The sequence below is a fragment of the Stutzerimonas kunmingensis genome (assembly GCF_014764705.1).
GTDB lineage: Bacteria > Pseudomonadota > Gammaproteobacteria > Pseudomonadales > Pseudomonadaceae > Stutzerimonas.
The window spans coordinates 1-17901 of sequence record NZ_JACXXG010000006.1 but is presented as its reverse complement, the minus strand read 5'-3'; the positions used below and the strand labels follow the sequence as shown (position 1 = coordinate 17901).

13 protein-coding genes, 1 tRNA gene and 1 pseudogene are annotated in these 17901 nt (G+C 62.3%); 7 read left to right on the top strand and 8 right to left on the bottom strand.

Annotated elements, in window-relative coordinates; all coding sequences use genetic code 11:
* The first annotated feature begins 136 nt into the window (after positions 1-136).
* The 4 genes and pseudogenes from IEG05_RS07325 (at position 137) to IEG05_RS07310 (ending at position 5649) form a co-directional block, all read left to right on the top strand.
* Positions 137-1483, top strand: a pseudogene (locus tag IEG05_RS07325) (spinster family MFS transporter).
* A 340-nt stretch (positions 1484-1823) separates the two neighbouring features.
* On the top strand, positions 1824-2708 hold the full coding sequence (locus IEG05_RS07320) for an SH3 domain-containing protein (protein ID WP_041015460.1): 885 nt from the start codon (positions 1824-1826) through the stop codon (positions 2706-2708).
* Positions 2708-4609 carry a hypothetical protein gene (locus IEG05_RS07315; RefSeq protein ID WP_052742200.1) on the top strand — a complete coding sequence of 634 codons (1902 nt, stop codon included), beginning with the start codon at positions 2708-2710 and terminating at the stop codon, positions 4607-4609. The genes IEG05_RS07320 and IEG05_RS07315 overlap by 1 nt, the downstream gene beginning before the upstream one ends.
* The gene (locus IEG05_RS07310; RefSeq protein WP_046618146.1) at positions 4606-5649 is read left to right on the top strand and encodes a hypothetical protein; all 1044 of its coding nucleotides are present in this window, start codon (positions 4606-4608) and stop codon (positions 5647-5649) included. The genes IEG05_RS07315 and IEG05_RS07310 overlap by 4 nt, the downstream gene beginning before the upstream one ends.
* Before the next feature lie 494 nt (positions 5650-6143).
* Here IEG05_RS07310 and IEG05_RS07305 read toward each other — a convergent pair whose 3' ends face one another.
* The 5 genes from IEG05_RS07305 to gabD all read right to left on the bottom strand — a co-directional run bounded on the left by IEG05_RS07305 (position 6144) and on the right by gabD (position 13688).
* The gene (locus IEG05_RS07305) at positions 6144-7286 is read right to left on the bottom strand and encodes an acyl-CoA dehydrogenase family protein (RefSeq protein ID WP_046618147.1); all 1143 of its coding nucleotides are present in this window, start codon (positions 7284-7286) and stop codon (positions 6144-6146) included.
* 12 nt (positions 7287-7298) lie between these two features.
* Positions 7299-8495, bottom strand: a complete 1197-nt coding sequence (locus IEG05_RS07300; protein WP_046618148.1) for an acyl-CoA dehydrogenase family protein — start codon at positions 8493-8495, stop codon at positions 7299-7301.
* Between the two features lie 43 nt (positions 8496-8538).
* Positions 8539-10644, bottom strand: coding sequence for a 3-hydroxyacyl-CoA dehydrogenase NAD-binding domain-containing protein (locus IEG05_RS07295; RefSeq protein ID WP_046618149.1), 2106 nt, complete (start codon positions 10642-10644; stop codon positions 8539-8541).
* 197 nt (positions 10645-10841) lie between these two features.
* Positions 10842-12083, bottom strand: a complete 1242-nt coding sequence (locus IEG05_RS07290; protein WP_046618150.1) for an HDOD domain-containing protein — start codon at positions 12081-12083, stop codon at positions 10842-10844.
* A 156-nt stretch (positions 12084-12239) separates the two neighbouring features.
* Entirely contained in the window at positions 12240-13688 is a 1449-nt protein-coding gene (gene gabD / locus IEG05_RS07285; RefSeq protein WP_046618151.1) for an NADP-dependent succinate-semialdehyde dehydrogenase, read from the bottom strand.
* A 313-nt stretch (positions 13689-14001) separates the two neighbouring features.
* Here gabD and IEG05_RS07280 point away from each other — a divergent pair, with 313 nt between their 5' ends.
* Positions 14002-14454 carry a c-type cytochrome gene (locus tag IEG05_RS07280; RefSeq protein ID WP_046618152.1) on the top strand — a complete coding sequence of 151 codons (453 nt, stop codon included), beginning with the start codon at positions 14002-14004 and terminating at the stop codon, positions 14452-14454.
* Between the two features lie 37 nt (positions 14455-14491).
* On the opposite strand, the gene IEG05_RS07275 is transcribed toward IEG05_RS07280, so the two are convergent.
* Entirely contained in the window at positions 14492-15193 is a 702-nt protein-coding gene (locus tag IEG05_RS07275; protein WP_080950560.1) for a cytochrome b/b6 domain-containing protein, read from the bottom strand.
* 265 nt (positions 15194-15458) lie between these two features.
* Here IEG05_RS07275 and IEG05_RS07270 point away from each other — a divergent pair.
* Positions 15459-15535, top strand: a tRNA-Arg gene (locus IEG05_RS07270).
* A 603-nt stretch (positions 15536-16138) separates the two neighbouring features.
* Here IEG05_RS07270 and IEG05_RS07265 read toward each other — a convergent pair.
* Positions 16139-17200 carry an RNA-guided endonuclease InsQ/TnpB family protein gene (locus tag IEG05_RS07265; protein ID WP_042920272.1) on the bottom strand — a complete coding sequence of 354 codons (1062 nt, stop codon included), beginning with the start codon at positions 17198-17200 and terminating at the stop codon, positions 16139-16141.
* 21 nt (positions 17201-17221) lie between these two features.
* Between IEG05_RS07265 and tnpA the strand changes: the two genes are divergently transcribed.
* On the top strand, positions 17222-17638 hold the full coding sequence (tnpA, locus tag IEG05_RS07260) for an IS200/IS605 family transposase (protein ID WP_042920275.1): 417 nt from the start codon (positions 17222-17224) through the stop codon (positions 17636-17638).
* Positions 17639-17675: 37 nt separating this feature from the next.
* Here tnpA and IEG05_RS23255 read toward each other — a convergent pair.
* Positions 17676-17901 (bottom strand): hypothetical protein (locus IEG05_RS23255; protein WP_224742734.1); only part of this gene is annotated, 226 nt, incomplete at its 5' end.

Genomic DNA, 17901 nt, shown 5'->3' with positions numbered 1-17901 from the left:
CGTCAATTTCGCAGAGCGGAACACTGCTAGCATATTTCGAAACATATGCGAGGGTTATTCACCTTGCCGGATGGCTGATCTCCGACAAAAGTGAGGATGGGCTGGTTACAGCCCTCCTCGCCAATGGAGCCTTGCCATGCACAACAACAATAACGGCTACCCCTCGCAAACCCGCGCCTGGGTCACGGTCGCCATCCTCATGCTCGCCTACGTGCTGTCCTTCGTCGATCGGCAAATCCTCAACCTGCTGGTCGAGCCGATCCGCCGTGACCTGGACATCACCGACACCCACATGAGCCTGCTCATGGGCTTCTCCTTCGCGGTGTTCTACACCATCTGCGGCGTGCCCATCGGGCGCCTGGCCGACCGCAAGAGCCGCCGCGGCATCATCGCCATCGGCGTGCTGGTGTGGAGCCTGATGACCGCGCTGTGCGGCACCGCACGCACCTTCTGGCAGTTCCTGGTGTTCCGCATCGGCGTCGGTGTCGGCGAGGCCGCGCTGTCGCCTTCGGCCTACTCGCTGATTGCCGACAGTTTCCCGCCCAAGCTGCGCGGCACCGCGATGAGCGTCTATTCGATGGGGATCTACATCGGCTCCGGTCTGGCCTTTCTGCTCGGCGGGCTGGTGGTCAAGTTCGCTTCGGCACAGGGCGATGTGGAGTTGCCGGTGCTTGGCATGGTGCGCCCCTGGCAGCTGATCTTCCTCGTACTCGGCGCGGCGGGCGTGCTGTTCACCGCCGTGCTCTTGCTGATCCGCGAGCCGTCGCGCAAGGGCGTCGGCGCCGGCGTCGAGGTGCCGTTGAGCGAGGTAGCCGGATACATTCGCCAGAACCGGCGCACCGTGCTCTGCCACAACTTCGGCTTCGCCTGCCTGGCGTTCGCCGCCTACGGCAGTTAGGCGTGGATTCCGACATTCTTCATCCGCACCTACGGCTGGTCGGCCAGCGACGTTGGCGTGCTCTACGGCTCGGTGGTGGCGGTGGCCGGCTCGATCGGCATCATCGCCGGCGGGCGGCTGTCGGACCTGCTGCACCGCCGCGGTTATCGCGACGCACCGCTGCGCGTCGGCATCATCTCCGCCGCGCTGACCCTGCCGCTCAATCTCGCCTACCTGGCCGGCACCGGCGAACTGGCACTGGCGCTGATCGCCCTGCACGTCTTCACCATCGCCATGCCCTTCGGCGTCGGCCCGGCGGCGATCCAGGAGATCATGCCCAACTCCATGCGCGGCCAGGCGTCGGCGGTGTACCTGTTCGTCATCACCATGGTCGGCCTGGGCATCGGCCCGACCGCGGTGGCGCTGGGCACCGACTTCGTCTTCGGCGACGACAACGCCCTGCGCTATTCGCTGCTGATCGCCACCGGCATCGCCCTTGTCGGCGCGATGATCCTGCTCGGCATGGGGCTAAAGCATTACCGCGGCAGCCTGGACCGCTTGCAGGAGTGGAAGCCGCAAGGTGTAGCCACACCAGCCCCGGCGTGACAGATCGACGCATGGCGGCCACTACATTCATTGCGTGCACTGGTCGCCGGCGGTCAGATCGTTACTGCCCAATAAGCCTTGTACGGCGTCAACTTCAGCCCTTCGGATTGTCGGCCAGTTGAGCTGAAAGCCGACCGCCACGGCACTGCCAAACCCCTGCAGCTTCAGCCGTTCGCACTCGAATTGCCGTCCTAGACGCTTTTGAGTTTGTGATGCAGGCCATATTTGTGTGTAATTGCCGGCCATTTCAGGGATTGAAACGGCAGCCCCGTCGGCACTGCAACGGCCGTCGCGTCAGTCCTGAATGCTACCTGCCAGCCATTCAGATAAGGACTACCTCATGGGCTTTGCAAAAAAAACCAGCGTGCTGTTGCTCAGCAGCGCCATCGTGTTCAGCGCCGGTTGCGCCAACATGGCCGAAAACGAGTGGGCGAACAAAGAGAACATCGGCACCCTGGTCGGCACCGCAGCAGGCATTCTCATCGGTAGCCAGGTTGGAAACGGTAGCGGTCGCACCGCAGCGATGATCGCAGGCGCACTGGCCGGCGGTTACCTGGGCAAGACTATCGGCGCGAAGCTTGACGTGCGAGATCGCGAGGCGCTTGCGCTGCAGACCCAGCAAGCGCTGCAGTACACCCAGGATGGCCAGGCCACTCAGTGGTCGTCGAGCCACAGCGATGCCAAAGCCACCATTACCCCGATCAAGACCGAAACCGTACAGCGTGAAGTCGCAGTCAAGCGCACTCCCAAAGTGCAGCCGGTAGCGAACATGACCCTCATCAACCAGCCCTACCAGGCGGTTAAATCGGCGAACGTACGCAATGCGCCTGACCTCAAAGCCGAAAAGGTTGCAGGGTTGCCAACCGGTACCACCTTTACCGCGATTGGCCGCACCGACAATGACTGGATCATGGTGGGCCGCCGCGGCGTAACCATCGGCTATGTTTACGCGCCGTTGGTGGCTCAGGTTAAAAAGCCTGCCCAGTCGACCCAGACCGCCGCAGCCGAAACGGCGACCGATCTCGACAGCCTCGATCTCGCCAGCGCAGCCTCCAAGGGCATCGATTTGGACGCCATCGATCTGGATGCTGTTCCGGTCGAGCAGGCCATGACGGCCCAGGCCACCTGCCGGACAATCAAGTACGACGTGACAGCCCAGGGCAGCAATGAGCAGCAGACTGCCAAGGCCTGCCAGGCGGCCGACGGTGCCTGGGAGCTGATCTGATGAACGTACGCCACATTTCCCTGCTGGCCTTAAGCCTGGCCGTAACGGCTTCGGCCCAGGCAGCCAGCCATCGGCTGGCCTATTCGAAGGCGGAAAACGTCGAAGTCTTTGTCGACCACGCCGATGGCCAGCCTTGGTGCAGCGACAACCTGAAGCTGCGTTTCGCATTTGCCGGCCCAGCAGACCAGGACTCCATCAACCGCTTGCTACCAAAACTTGGCGGCCTGTTCGCCACTCAGTGCTCGAGCGCCACGCAACTGAGCTGGACCAGTGTAGACAGCACCGGCAAGACCCAGGCCAGCGGTAGCGCCAGCCAGGCCGCCGGCTGGTTGGCGCAAGCAGCAGATACTGCCCCGGCAGCTCCGCAGCCTGCAGCCGAGCAAGCCCCTGCGCCAACCGTCGCCCAAGCGCCTGCTGAAGCCCCCGCTTCCGCTGCACCTGCTGCGCGCGAGACCGCTCCGGCCACCGCAGAGCCGGAACCGGCCAAACCGACGCAAGCCGAAGCACCACAACCCCCAGCCGCATCCCCAGCGCCGACAGCACCTTTAGCCGACGCCCAACCCGCTGAGCCGGCAGAAAAGCCAGCCTCGGTTGAGCAGGCCGTGGCCCCCGCCCCGGTTATCGCCAAAGAGTTCAGCGTCAACGGCTGGCAACCGCCGCTGGCCCGGGATGTTTTTGCCAAGGCCGACTTCATCACAGAGATCACCGATCAGAACGGCTGCCGCTTCCGCCTGGGGTTCAAGCCGGAGGACGACATAGCGAATATCTCCGCGACATCCAGCGGCGTGACATGCGGCCCGGACGGCTACGCGCAGGGCAGCGGCTCGCTGACGCTCAACCGCCGCGATGGCGTGCGTCTGCATCAGTTCAAAGGCAGCTTCCTGGATGGCCTGGAAATCTACGGCGACGCGCCGCAGCTTCCGGTAGTGGGTATCGACCAACGCAAGAACCTGTTGCTGCTGTTGCATAGCGAACCTGCCAGCAAGGTGCATTACCTGCTGCGCATGGGCCATAGCTATAACGGCCACTGGAATGCCGGTAGCGTCACGCTGATCGCTCTGACCGAAACCCGTGACCTTTTCCGCGACCTGGAAAGCATTCGCCGGACAATCGACCTCGCCACCGCACACCTCGACAAGAGCGCGCCCAAGATCAGAGCGATCCAGTTCTACGGCATGCGGGATCTGGAAAAAGGGCTGTACGAGGGCGATCGGGATTTCTGGCTCTACGACATTTCGCTTTCGCGTCATTACCGTACCAAGAAGTGGGAATACGACCCGGCCCGCGCCGATAACCACCTGTTCGCATACGAGCGCAAGGAAGCTGAACTGCAGCGCCGCGCCGAGCTGGAGCGCGAGCGTGAAGCCCAGCGTCAGCGCGAGCTGCTGGCCCGCCAGGCAGAGCAACAGCTGCAGCTGTATCGTCAACTGCGCCGTGAAACTCGCAAACCCGAAGAGCTCTATGGACGCATCCTCAGCGATGCCAGCTACTCGCCGTTCAGTGGCGGTGGCTATGCCGCGATGATGCAAGGCCGCGCGCAGGGGTACAGCCAGATCGTGCATATCGATGGCAAGACCGATGGTGGCTGGGAGGTCGACTATCCGTACCCTGCGGTATTGGATACCAAAGACAGCGAGCAAGACGCCGACGAGGGCTGGTTCCTGGTCAAGGGCGAGGCGCGCCTGGATGCATCGCGCAAGGATGAGCAAAACCTGCCGCTGACGCTGATCAGCGCCACTACGCTACAGGCGTGTACCGAGAAGGGCTGCGCCGACCTGCGCGACCCGCTGAAACTTGCACGCCATGAAATCGGTGACCCGGACTGGACGCCGGAAGAGGCCAAATCGCTGATACAACAAGCCTGGCCCGAACGTGCCGAACTCCAAGGAGATGACGAATGAGCAAGCGCCTACCCCTGATCGCCGGCGCTGCCGTTGCCGTACTGGTGGCCGGCTACTTTGGCCTGAGCGCCTACAGCAGCAGCCAGGCAGAAAAGCTGATCGAAGACTGGGTTTACGAGCACGAGCTTGAGGACACCCTGCGTTGGAAGTCGGTTTCGTCCAGCCCCTTCGGCGGCCGCGTGACAATCTCCGAGCTGCAAGTGGAAGCCGGTGGACGCGAGCCAAGCCTGCAGGTGGCTGAAGTCATCATCAGCGACCGCTCCATTAACGACGAGCGGACCCGCTTGCGCCTGCGCTTCAACGGCGTCGAGGCCGACACCCGCGCACTCGGTGGCCTGAGCAGCCTCGGCGCGATGGCCGGCGGCGGCTTCGGCCGAGGCATGGCGACCGCTCGCGGGTTCGAACCCGCGCTGATCAGTGGGCTGGCCGAACTCAAGCCCTATGACGTCGAGATCTACGTGGATATCGATGACGATGCCGGCACCCTGGAGACAGAGCTGGCAGTCGACCTGCCAGAACTGTTCGATTCGCGTGTCAGCTACCGGCTGAGCAACCTGCGGGATTTGAATCGCAAGCTGCAGCGCCTGAGCGAAAGCTTCGGTGGCGACGACCGGGGGCAGCGGGCATTCATGAGCGAGCTGGGTGACTTGGCGTCGAGCGTCGAGCGCGCCGAATTGCAAAGCGCCTCGTTCAGCGTTAAGGATCGCGGCATGGCCGAGCGCAGCATTGCTCTGTATCAGCGCTACAACACCCCAATGAACCCCACCGAAGGCAGCGGCGAAAAACAGCGCAAGGCGCATTACGAGAAGGTCGTTGAACAGACCGAAAAGGACTGCAGCCGTGAATTCAAGGACCTGCCAAAGGGCATGGAAGACAGTTGCGAACTGCTCAGGAAGGCTCTACTCGGCGACGTCAGCGGCGTGGAGTTGAAGGTCGAGCCGAAGGATCGCGTGCGCCTGACGGATCTGAGCGACCTGCAGAACGGCCGCCGCAGCAAGCGCCTGCTGGACCGCCTGAACCCGCAACTCGACAGCATCTGATCGCTGAGTGTGTGACAGAAAGGCCGGGCATTTGCCCGGCCTTTCCGTATCTGGACCGAATCACCCAGCCGGTGCAATCACCACTGAGCGGTTAGCAAGCGATGTATACCTCGCTATTTGCACCGCAACCACTGTTCACGAGCGAACTCGATACTACAAATCCAAGGAATCGCCGCAGCTTTCGATAGGCAACACAGAAACCGCGGGACGCGAGCTTGCTTGCGAAGCCGTAGGGTGGATCACGCTTTACCGATCCACCGCAACGCGACACCGAGTTATCACATGGATGCAAAAGCGACTATCCGGTCTGTCACCTTGGACGCAGCGCCGCAGGGTGGACTTCAACCAACCATCTGGGCTGAAGCGGAACACCCTGCGAAAGCGCAGACTGCGCCTCCGCCACACCTGCTGGCAGTCGGCTAAGAACTACGATCCTATCTCTGCAAAAGCACAACCGGGCCATGAGGCCCGGTCGTGGTGTGGCGGTTGGTGCGTTATGCCACCTGCATCAGCTTCGCATAAGCCTTCAAATGATGATCATCGTCACCGAACTGGTGGGCGATCATCACCAGACGCTTGGCGTGGTGGGCGAGGTTGTATTCCCAGGTCATGCCGATGCCGCCGTGCAGCTGGATGGCTTCCTCGGCCACCTTGCGTGCGGCGCGGGCGCAGATGTATTTGGCGGCGGCGATGATACGGCTGCGGTCGTCGTTGTCTTCGCCATCGGCAAAGGTGGCGGCGAGGATCGCCATGCTGGTGGCCTGCTCCAGCTCGGTCTGCATGTCCACCATGCGGTGCTGAAGGACCTGGAACTTGCCGATCGGCACGCCGAACTGCTTGCGCGTCTTCAGATAATCGAGGGTCAGCTTGCAGGCCTCGTCCATGCTGCCGAGGGCATCGGCGCACTGCGCGGCGATGGCACGGCCCTGCTGATAACGCAGCGCGGGCAGCGCATTACCAATCTCGCCAAGCACGGCGTCAGCACCGACCTGCACGTTGTCGAGGAACAGCTCGCAGCCCTTGCGCCCGTCGATGGTCGGGTAGACGCGGCGACTGATGCCTTGAGCATTCGGATCGACCAGGAACAGGCTGATGCCGGCTTCGTCGCGACTGTCGCCAGCGGTGCGCGCGGAGACGATGATCTGCCCGGCGCTGTGTCCACCGATGACAACTGCCTTGCGTCCGGACAGGCGATACCCGCCGTCGACCGCCTCAGCCTTGGTCTGCACATCGTTGAGGTTGTAGTGGCTCTGCGGCTCGTCGAGCGCCACCGCCAGTTGCAGCGAACCGGCCGCCACCTGCGGCAGCAGCTCCTCCTTCTGCGCGTCACTGCCCAAATGGGTGAGCAGTCCGCCACCGAAGATCACCGATTGCAGGTAAGGTTCGAGCGTCAGCCCGCGGCCCAGCTCGGTCATCACCAGCATGGTTTCCACGCCACCGCCGCCAAAGCCGCCAATCTCTTCGGAGAACGGCACGGCGGTCAGGCCCAGCTCGCCCAGCTGCGCCCAGAACTCGGCGGAAAAGCCCAGCTCCGACTCACTGAATTTCTCGCGCTGCTCGAACGGGTAGGCGTCGCGCACCAGGCGCGCCGCGGTGTCTTGCAGCATTTGCTGCTCTTCAGTCAGTTTGAAGTCCATTGCGGTGCCCCCTTACAGCTCGAGAATCATCTTCGAGACGATGTTCTTCTGAATTTCGTTGGAGCCGCCGAAGATCGACAGCTTGCGCATGTTGAAGTAGTCGCCGGCCAGCGATGCGCTGTAGTCGGCGTGCAAGAGATCGCCGTCGTAGTCCAGCTGCATTTCCTCTTCGAGGAATGGCAACGCGTAGGGGCCGATGACCTTGCGCAAGAGGTGAGTAATCGCCTGGCGAATCTCGGTGCCCTTGACCTTGAGGATCGAGGACTCCGCGCCCGGCACGCCGCCCTCCTTCGCCGCCGCGAGGATGCGCAGGGTGCTCATCTCGATGGCCATTAGCTGCATTTCCACTTCCGCGACCTGGGCGCGGAACAACGGGTCTTCGAGCATCGGCTTGCCGTCGCAGACCTCCTTCATGGCGATGCGCTTCAGATGCGCCAGCACCGCCTTGGACGAGCCGATGCCGGCCAGGCCCGTGCGCTCGTGGGTCAGCAGGTATTTGGCGCAGGTCCAGCCCTGGTTTTCCTCGCCGACGAGGTTTTGCACCGGCACGCGGACGTTGTCGAAGAAGACTTCGTTGACCTCGTGGTCGCCGTCCAGGGTGATGATCGGCCGCACGCTGATGCCCGGGCTCTTCATGTCGATCAGCAGGAAGCTGATGCCGCGCTGCTGCTGGGCTTCCGGGTCGGTGCGCACCAGGCAGAAGATCATGTTGGCGTGCTGGCCGAGGGTGGTCCAGGTCTTCTGGCCGTTGACCACGTAATGGTCGCCGTCACGCACGGCGCGGGTCTTCAGGCTGGCCAGGTCGGAGCCGGCACCGGGCTCGGAATAGCCCTGGCACCACCAGTCCTCGCCGGAAAGAATGCGCGGCAGGTAGTGGTCGATCTGCTGCTGCGTGCCGAACTTGATGATCACCGGGGCGACCATGTTGACGCCGAAGGGCACGGTACGCGGCGCGCCGAAGGCCGAGCACTCCTCATCGAAGATGTGCTTCTCGACCGGGCCCCAGGTGGTGCCGCCCAGTTCCACCGGCCAGCCCGGCGCGTACCAGCCGCGCTTGACCAGAATCTGCTGCCAGCGCTCGTGATCCTGCTTGGACATGTGCTTGCCGAGCTTGACCTTGGCGGCGATGTCCGCCGGCAGCTCGCTTTTCAGGAAGGCGCGCACTTCATCGCGAAAGGCGAGCTCTTCGGCCGTGTAGTTGACGTTCATGGGAAAGTCCTCATGCTGCGTTCGGTTTGCAGGCGGGCGGCACTCATTGCCCGGCCTGCCAGTCGGTGAAGGTGCGGCCTTCGGCGGCCAGTTTTTCCAGCAGCGGCGCTGGCTTCCACCAGTCGCCGCAACGTGCGTGCAGTTCCTTGACCCGCGCCAGCACCTTGTCCAGGCCGACGCTGTCGGCATAGAACATCGGGCCACCACGGAAGGCCGGGAAGCCGTAGCCGTTCAGGTAGATGACGTCGATATCGCTGGAACGCTGGGCGATACCCTCTTCGAGAATCTTCGCGCCCTCGTTGACCAGCGCGAAGATGCAGCGCTCGACGATGTACTGCTCGTCCAGCGCCTTTCGCTCGATGCCTTTCTCCTGCGACGCGGCTTCCAGCATAGGCGCGAGGTCGGGATTCTCCTGCGGTGTGCGGTTGCCCGGCTCGTAGCGGTAGTAGCCGGCGCCAGTCTTCTGCCCGAGCATGCCGGCCGCGCAGAGCTTGTCGGAGACCGTAGGGAAATCCAGATGCGCCGGCAGCGTCGCGCGCTGGCGTTTGCGGATCGCCTGGCCGATGTCGAGACCGGACAGGTCGCGCATGGCGAACGGCCCCATGGCCATGCCGAAGTTGCGCAGCACACCATCGACCTGCTGCGGCGTGGCACCCTCCTCCAAGAGGAACTCCGCCTCGCGGCCGTACTGGAAGACCATGCGGTTGCCGACGAAACCGTCGCAGACGCCGACCACCACCGAGACCTTCTTCAGCTGCTTGCCGATGGCCATGGCGGTGGCAAGCACCTCATTGCTGGTCTTCGCGCCGCGTACCACTTCCAGCAGGCGCATGACATTGGCCGGGCTGAAAAAGTGCAGGCCGACCACGTCTTCCGGCCGTTTGGTGAAGGCGGCGATGGCGTCCAGATCCAGCGATGACGTGTTCGAGGCGAGGATCGCACCGGGCTTGCACACGGCATCCAGCTGTTCGAAGACCTGCTGCTTGACGCCCATTTCCTCGAAGACCGCTTCGACCACTACATCGGCATCGGCCAGCGCGGCGTACTCGGTGACGCCTTCGACCAGCGCCAGGCGCTGCTCCATGGCCTCCTCGGTCAGGCTGCCGCGCTTGACGCTGGCTGAATAGGTGTCGCGGGCACGCTGCAGGCCGCGTTGCAGCGCTTCGTCATTTATTTCCAGCAGCTTCACCGGAACACCGGCATTGGCGAAGCTCAAGGCGATACCGACACCCATGGTGCCGCCGCCGATCACCGCGGCGGTCTTGATCGAGCGAGGTTTCACATCGGATGGCAGATCATTGATCTTGCCAGCCTGGCGTTCTGAGAAGAATGAATGGACCAAGGCACCACGCTGCGGCGAGTTCAGGCACTCGGCGAAGAGTTCGCGCTCACGCTTGAGGCCCTCGGTCAGCGGCAGCTGTGTCGCGGCTTCAACCGCCGCAATGCAGCGCAGCGGCGAGAACAGTCCGGGCATGCGCTTGGCGACTTCTGCGTGCTTGGCGCGGATCAGCGCCTCGTTGTCGGCGCCCTCAATGCCTCTGGTCTGCTCGCCGGTGCGTCGCGGGGCGCGGCCTTCACCGACCATACGACGGGCATAGGCGAGGCCGGCCTCGCGCAGATCACCCTCGAACAGCTCGTCGACGATGTGGTGCTCGACCGCCTCCGCCGCACCGATGGGTGTGCCGCTGACAATCATGTCCAGCGCCTTCTCGACGCCTGCCAAACGCGGCAATCGCTGGGTACCACCGGCACCGGGTAACAGACCCAACTTCACTTCGGGCAGGCCGACCTTGGCGTCCTTGCGGGCGATCCGGTAATGACAGCCCAACGCGACTTCCAGCCCGCCACCGAGTGCGGTGCCATGAATGACTGCAACGCTCGGCTTGTTGCAGCCTTCGATGACCTCGATCACCTCGGGCAGGCTCGGCGCCTGCGGCGGCTTGCCGAACTCCTTTATGTCCGCGCCGGCAATAAAGGTATTGCCCTCGCACACCAGCGCCACGGCACGGACCTGCTGGTCCGCTTCGGCGTGCTGAAAGGCCTTCAGCAGGCCTTCACGCACTGCCTGGCCAAGGGCGTTAACCGGTGGGTTGTTGACCGTGATCAGCGCGATATCGCCCTGAATTTCGAGCCGTACGACATCTGTCATGACTGGCCTCCGCTGAGTGAAATGCTGATTGGAATTGTAATTTCACGGAATCATGTTTCGCACAGCAGAATAAAGGAGTCACGTTACGCATGTCGATAGGCCGGCATTGCCCAGCAATCAGGCGGGGCAAAGGCGCGTAATGCGCGTCAGCGCTTGATATTGCCGGCAGCCGGACCGGCGTCGGACAGCACTATCAGTCAGAGGAATGTCGCCGCCAAAGCGGGCGCGGCGGCTTCAGCGGAAACGGCGTGCCGCGGGGCGCGAGCGAGCAGGTCGGGGTCGATACGCAGCAAACGCACCGTCCGCTCGCCGGAAAGGGAGGCGGGCTCGACGCCTTCCGGCAGATCGATCAGCAGTCGCGTCAGGTTGAGCACCAGCGCTTCGCGGCTGAGTGCGCCGGCGCCTAGGGCGTAGTAGGCCGCGATCACCTGGCGCAACTCCAGCGGCAGCGCCCATTGCGCGCGCAACGCCGAGCCAAAGCCTGCGGCCCGTTCCCGCAGGCAGCGTTGAAGACTCGACTCATCCAGCTCACCGCCACTGTCGAGCCAGTCCTGAAGGCTGCGTAATAGCGCCAGTTCTCCGATGTTCCTCAGGAGGCCGGCGCTGAAGCAGAGCTCTCTGTCCAGCTTCAGCTGCCGCGCCAACCAGCTGGCCAGGCGTGCGGTGCGCAGCGCTTGCGCGCCAAGCTGCGCACCCAGTTCGGCCAGACGTGGCTCGATCAGCCGGGCGTTGTGCTGCAGCGCGAGCTCGGTCACCAGCTGGAGACTGCGCGCAGCGCCGAGTCGGCGCTGTGCCTCGCCCAGGCTGAGGCATGGTGCGGCCTGTTGCGTACCGCTGCTGGCGACGCTGATCAGCCGCGCGGTCACCTGCGGGTCGCGGGCCAACAGCTCTTCGAGCTCGGCGAAATCCTGATCACCGCTCTGCAGACGCTGCAGCGCCACCAGCACCCCCTCCTGCAGCGGCGCGCCGCGGTTATGCGGGCGCATGCGCTCGAGAAAACTGTCCACGCTGTCTGTCGATGCAGGCGTCGTTATCCCTGCACGACCGGCCGAACGCGGCAACAGTTTGTCCAGGCGCTGGCGCAGGTCGTCGAGATCATAGGGTTTGCCCAGGTAGGCGGCGGGTGCCAGCGGCAGCACGGTGCGTACGCTGGCGGTATCGGTACGCGCGCTGATCAGCACGCAGGGCAGGCGCTGGGTCGGACCGTGGCGACGCAGTTCGCGCAGCAGTTGGCGGCCATCAAGGCCATCCAGCTCACCATCGACGATCAACAGGCTGGGCACCTGACGCTTGCACAGTTCCAGCGCAGCATGCCCATCGGCCGCTGGCTGCACGCGCATACCGGGGCGCAGTTCGCGCACCAGCTGACAAAGCTGATCCGCGCGCCAGGGCTCGTTGTAGGCAACCAGAACGAATGAAACTTGGGCGGAGATGCTCACTGCACTGCTCGCTGGAGATGTCACCACAGCCTAGCGACGGTGTAGGTAGATGGCGAAAGATCCTTGATGAGGGATCGCGCCAGTGGGGGCGCGATTCTGCACGGACCTATAGCAAACAGCCAGCCTCGGCCCCTGAGGCCAGCTGTCGCAGGTGGCTCAGATGCCCATGCAGAGATACTTGATCTCCAGGTAATCCTCGATGCCGTACTTCGAGCCCTCGCGGCCGAGACCGGAGGACTTCACGCCGCCGAACGGCGCCACTTCGGTAGAGATCAGCCCGGTATTGATGCCGACCATGCCGTACTCCAGCGCCTCAGCGACGCGGAACACCCGGCCCAGATCGCGCGCGTAGAAGTAGGAGGCCAGACCGAACTCGGTGTCGTTGGCCTTGGTGATCGCATCGGCCTCGTCCTTGAAGCGGAACAGCGGCGCCAACGGGCCGAAGGTCTCTTCCTTGGCCACCTTGGCGCTGTCCGGCACGTCGACCAGCACGGTCGGCTCGAAATAGCTGCCGCCAAGCGCATGGGCTTGGCCGCCCGCCACCAGTCGCGCGCCCTGGGCGACGGCATCCTCGATATGCTCGCGGACCTTGGCGGCAGCGCGATCATCGATCAGCGGGCCGAGATCCGTGCCCTCCTCCAGGCCATTACCGACCCGCAGCCTGGCCACCGCCGCCTGAAACTTCTCGGCGAAGGCGTCATACACGCCATCCTGCACATAGATGCGATTGACGCAGACGCAGGTCTGCCCCGCATTGCGGTACTTGGACTGCACGGCACCCTTCACCGCCTCGTCCAGATCGGCGTCGTCGAAGACGATGAACGGCGCATTGCCGCCCAGCTCGAGGGACACCTTCTTGATCCCCGGCGCGCACTGCTCCATCAGCTTGGCACCCACTTCGGTGGAGCCGGTGAAGGAAATCTTGCGGACCTTGGGGTTGGCGGTCAGCTCGTTGCCGATGTCGCCGGCCGAGCCGGTGACCACGCTGAGCACGCCCTTGGGAATCCCGGCGCGTTCGGCCAACTCGACCATCGCCAGTGCCGAGAACGGCGTCTGCGACGCAGGCTTGATCACCATGGTGCAGCCGGCAGCCAGTGCCGGGCCGGCTTTGCGGGTGATCATCGCTGCCGGGAAATTCCACGGCGTGATCGCCGCGGTCACGCCGATCGGCTGCTTGATGACGATGATGCGTTTGTCTTTCTGATGGCCAGGAATGGTATCGCCGTAGATGCGCTTGGCTTCCTCGGCGAACCACTCGATGAAGGAGGCCGCGTAGGCGATCTCGCCCTTGGCCTCGGCCAGCGGCTTGCCCTGCTCCAGGGTCATCAGGCGGCCCAAATCGTCCTGGTTCTCCATCAAAAGCTCGAACCAGCGGCGCAGCTTCTGCGAACGCTCCTTGGCGGTCAGATCACGCCAGGCCGGCAGCGCACGCTCGGCGGCATCGACGGCGCGACGGGTTTCGGCGGCGCCCATCTTCGGCACCGTGCCGAGCGTTTCGCCGGTGGCCGGGTTGTTCACGCTGATGGTCTGGCCGCTGTCGGCATCGACCCAGGCGCCATCGATATAGGCCTGCTGACGGAACAGAGCGGTGTCTTTGAGTTGCATGGCAGTCTCCTCGGGCATCGTAGCGGCAGGCCCGCTGCGGAAAGTTTGGCTGATACGACGATCATCTGAACCGTCCTTCGCCGCCCGGTTCCTGTCGCCGCATTGCACTGCGAACGGCCATGCTAGGACCGCAGCCACTGGCCCGGCAAGCTCATGACGCATGACGTTGTCGCGCCATTGACCAGCCTGATACATCGCACGGCCTGTCACGACTTGTTACCCAAACCCTACTACTGGCCGGGGTATAGTTGCGCGCGAGCGGCCTCGGCCGCCGATAACCAAGGATCGATAAGGAGTTACCGTGAAAGCATTGATGACAGGCGCCATGGCCGCCGCCCTGCTGGCCAGCACTGCCGTCCAGGCGCAGATGAAACCGGAAGAGATGGTCGAAACCCGCCAGGCCGGCTACCAGTTCATGTCGTGGAACATGGGCAAGATCAAGGCCCAGGTAGTCGATGGCAAGGAGCCCTACGACCAGGCCAAGGTAGCTGCCGCTGCCAATGCCATCGCCGCCATCGCAAACTCCGGCATGGGCAGCCTGTACAGCCCGGACACCACCACCGCACAGCTGGGCAAGACGACTCGCCTGAAGCCTGAGTTCTTCCAGAATCTCGACGAAGCCGGGCGCATCGGCCGCGACTTCACCGCCGCCGCCAACCAGCTCGCCAAGGTCGCAGCGGAAGGCGACCAAGCCGCGATCAAGAAGGCCTTCGGTGACGTCGGCGGCAGCTGCAAGTCCTGCCACGACAAGTTCCGCGCCGACTGACCCATCGCAGCCAGCCGACACCAACCCGTCGGCTGGCTTACCAGTCCAGGCTCGGTGCGACCGCGGCGGGTTCCGGCTCCAGCCAATCCCCTACCGCTTGCACACCCCATACGCAAGCCGCACCCAGCGCAATCGCCAGCACCGCCGCAAACAGCGAACCACCGCGGGCATCCTGCTGGGTCGGGTGCTCGCGCTGCGTTCCTCCTGCAATCATCGCGCGCACCAGCGGACGGCGCATCACCAGCGTGTAATAGATGATGGCCCCGATGTGCATGCCGATCAGCACCAGCAGCAGCCACTTTGCCTGCCGATGCAGGCCGCTCAGCGCGCTGCCGGTTTCGCTGCTGACCAACGTATAAAGCGGGCCCTGGAAGGCGATGTCATCGGTTGCCATCAAGCCGCTGGTCACCTGAAAGCTCACCAGCAGTAGCATGGCCAGCACCGAAAAAGCACCAAGCGGGTTGTGTCCGGCCTCGCGCCAGTTGCCCTGCAGATAGTCCTTCACACCGACGGTTGCCGCGAAGATCCGCGACCAGCGTGCGTAGGTCGACCCGACGAAGCCCCACACCAGACGAAATACCAGCAGCCCCAGCACCAGCAGACCGAGCCGGCCATGCCAGGGCATCAGATTGCCGCCCACCCAGCCGGTGACGACGGCTGCGATCACCGCCCCGGCGAACAACCAGTGAAACAGCCGCAGCGGCGCATCCCAGAGTTTGATATGGCCCGACATCTCCATCCCCTCGCCATTCGAACACCCACAGCCCCCGGCCGCGACACGCAAGGGTACCAGCCGGACCAGCCTCGGGCAGCTGCGAAAAAGCCGCACCTGGACCGTATCCGTCCGGCCGCACCAGCATGGACGCCCGTCAACGACATGCGTATGATTGCGCCCCGCAACGCATCCGTAGCTCAGCTGGATAGAGTACTGCCCTCCGAAGGCAGAACTCATTGAGTTGAGCCAAGGTGCAGAAAGATGTCAAAGCACGATATTTTACCGCTACGCACCCGTAGCTCAGCTGGATAGAGTACCGCCCTCCGAAGGCGGGGGTCACAGGTTCGAATCCTGTCGGGTGCGCCATTTCTCCTTGAAACTCAGAAACTTACTAGAACCAAGCAACCATTGCCGGTTTGCTACGGCTCTTGCGTGCGCCTGCGCTTACTTCTTTCGCTGTTTGCTGGAATGACACCTGCCCTCAACCATCGGAAACAGGCAGATTTGGCCTCGTGCCCATATCGTGCCCGTTCTGTGCCCAGACATTTTTGGTACGCCGGAAGCACTGGCGATTATGAGTGCTGCCTGCTGTGCCTAAGAAAACTCTTAGGAAAACATGGACTCTCCCTCCCACTAAGCCGCAGTTGCGGTTGTAGGGGTGGCATGAGCCACAAACGTTGGCCTACCTGCTTTCGCGGGCAGAGGCTTGTGCCTCGCAGTCACGGCCGTCCCAGCGTGTGTTGCGGTGTCCAGGCGTCGAGCAATAAAAATTTGACGCTGTTCTGATCCCTCGGCAATACACAGCCGCAGCGATGCATTCACTCACTGAGTTTTTTCGGTACGATGGCCCAGCAAGCTGAGCAGCGTTGCGTGGGTTTGAGTTAGCGGGTTTTGGCCAGATGCAGCACGGAACCAACTTCGTGTACTACTTCCAGCAAGCGGGACGGAAATCTTGACATCCTCCCCGCCCTAAAGGACGGGGATTCCCTCTACAGGACGGCCATGCCCGACCGCAAGAATGTTCTTGGCCGCATTGATGTCGCGGTCGTGAGTGACACCACACTCACTGCAAGTCCATTCTCTTATTCGCAAACCTGATCTACCCTTCGGACTACTGTCGGAAATGCAACCGCAGCACGAGCAGGCTTGGGTGGTGTACGACTCGCTGACCTCTTTAAAAACAATGCCTGCGCTATCGCATTTGTATTCCAGCATTGTTTTCAGCATCGACCAGCCAGCGTCCAGCACTGACTTGGCCATCTTGGTTTTGGCCAGCGAGGATGATTTCACATTGCCAACGTAGACTTCCCCCGCACGGTTCACCAATTGACGGCTGAACTTGTGCAAGGCGTCTTTGCGCCGGTTGGCAATCTTGGCGTGAATGTTTTTGACACGTTTTTTATTTCCGGCGCGTTGTGCAACAGCCAGCTTCGACTCCAGATCACGGTAGAACCGGCCAGCTTCTAGCTTGGTGCCGTCCGAGCAGGTAGCGGTATCTTTCAGCCCAAGGTCGATACCGATCTTGTCTTGACCGGCGGGCATGTCCGCCTCAACTTCAACCACGACATTGAAATACCAGCGACCACGGGCGTCCTCGTTGAACGAGGCAGACTTGAACGTGTACAACGCTAGGTCGTAGCTGTCCCAGACCTTGAAGTAGTGTCCGTTGTAGTACACCTGCCCGTTTTTCCACTTCGCCATGCCGGTATTGATTGGAACCCAACCCAGCGAGCGGCGAGCACCCCCGGATTTACGCCAGTTGAGCCGCGCCTTCTTGAACTGCTTACGGCGGATAACGTACTCAGCACCCACTTTCTGAACCGTGTGGCTGTGCAGCCCCAGTTCTTTGTGTGCGCCTTGAGTGTACTTCTGAATATCGTAGGCAGACAAAAACACACCCTGCTCTTTGATAGAGCGGTGACTGAGTTCGTTCACATAGTTCCAGACAAAGTTGACTGACCGTGCCATTTGGTTCAGCAGCGGTCGATGCTTGTCTCGGACACGGACTTTCAAGGTCTTGGTGTGTTTCATATATTCGATTATAATTGGTCTATGAAAGAAAACAACCCATACAGAACAGGCAGGCACTGCGTTTTTGAGCTACATGCTCATTTGGTCTTTATTACAAAGTACCGAGGCGTAGTGTTCACTGATGAAAATCTTAGGTCGCTGGAAAGTATCTTTCGCAGCGTGTGTGAGGACTTTGAAACGGAGCTTGTGGAGTTTAATGGTGAAGCCGACCATGTTCACCTGCTGGTGAACTTTCCGCCGAAGGTGTCTGTGTCGAAACTGGTTAATAGCCTGAAAGGTGTGTCGAGTCGGAGGCTCAAGCAACTGCACCCAGAGTTAATCAAGCCTGCGTATATGAAGAACGCGCTATGGAGTCCCAGTTACTACGCCGGTAGTGTTGGTGGTGCGCCTATTTCAGTGATACGCCAATACATCGAGCAGCAAACCCGACCCCATTAAGGAAGGCTACAGCCTTCCAGCGCTATCCTTCCCCGCACTAAAAGTACGGGGCTTGTCGCGCATTTTGGTCAGATCTTTTCTTCGCTGGATTTCCGAATCCAAAATCCTGAAGCGAATCACTCACTGTCGACACTAGTGTTGGCGCTGATGGAAAATTGACCCACCCTGCCGATTGAAATTTGACCCAGGGCGGATTGCTGATTTTGTTACCAGCAACTGTGGATAAGTCTACCAGCGCAGCTGCTGTTGCCCCCACTCCTTCG